The sequence below is a fragment of the Halomonas marinisediminis genome, assembly GCF_004347715.1.
In the GTDB taxonomy this organism is placed as follows: Bacteria; Pseudomonadota; Gammaproteobacteria; order Pseudomonadales; family Halomonadaceae; genus Halomonas; species Halomonas icarae.
Map to the genome: position 1 here is coordinate 1 of NZ_SLTR01000832.1, position 224 is coordinate 224.

Consider the following 224-nt stretch of genomic DNA (forward strand, 5'->3'; position numbering starts at 1 on the left):
GGACCGCGCTCGGCGACCTGCCCGTGACGATCATCGCCTTCGTGCGCAGATCCGACGACTTTCTGCTGTCCTACCACAATGAACGGATGAAGAAGTTCACGAAGGTCTTCACCCATTCGATCAAGGACATGATCGCGGACAGGACCCTCTGGCCGCGGGAGATGGCGTTCCGGACCAACCTGCTGACCTGGGCCCGGGTGTTCCCGGAGACGCCGCCGCGCGTG

General features: G+C 63.4%; 1 protein-coding gene. It reads left to right on the top strand.

Annotated elements, in window-relative coordinates; translation table 11 throughout:
- Positions 1-224 (top strand): hypothetical protein (locus E0702_RS18695; protein ID WP_205742179.1); only part of this gene is annotated, 224 nt, incomplete at both ends.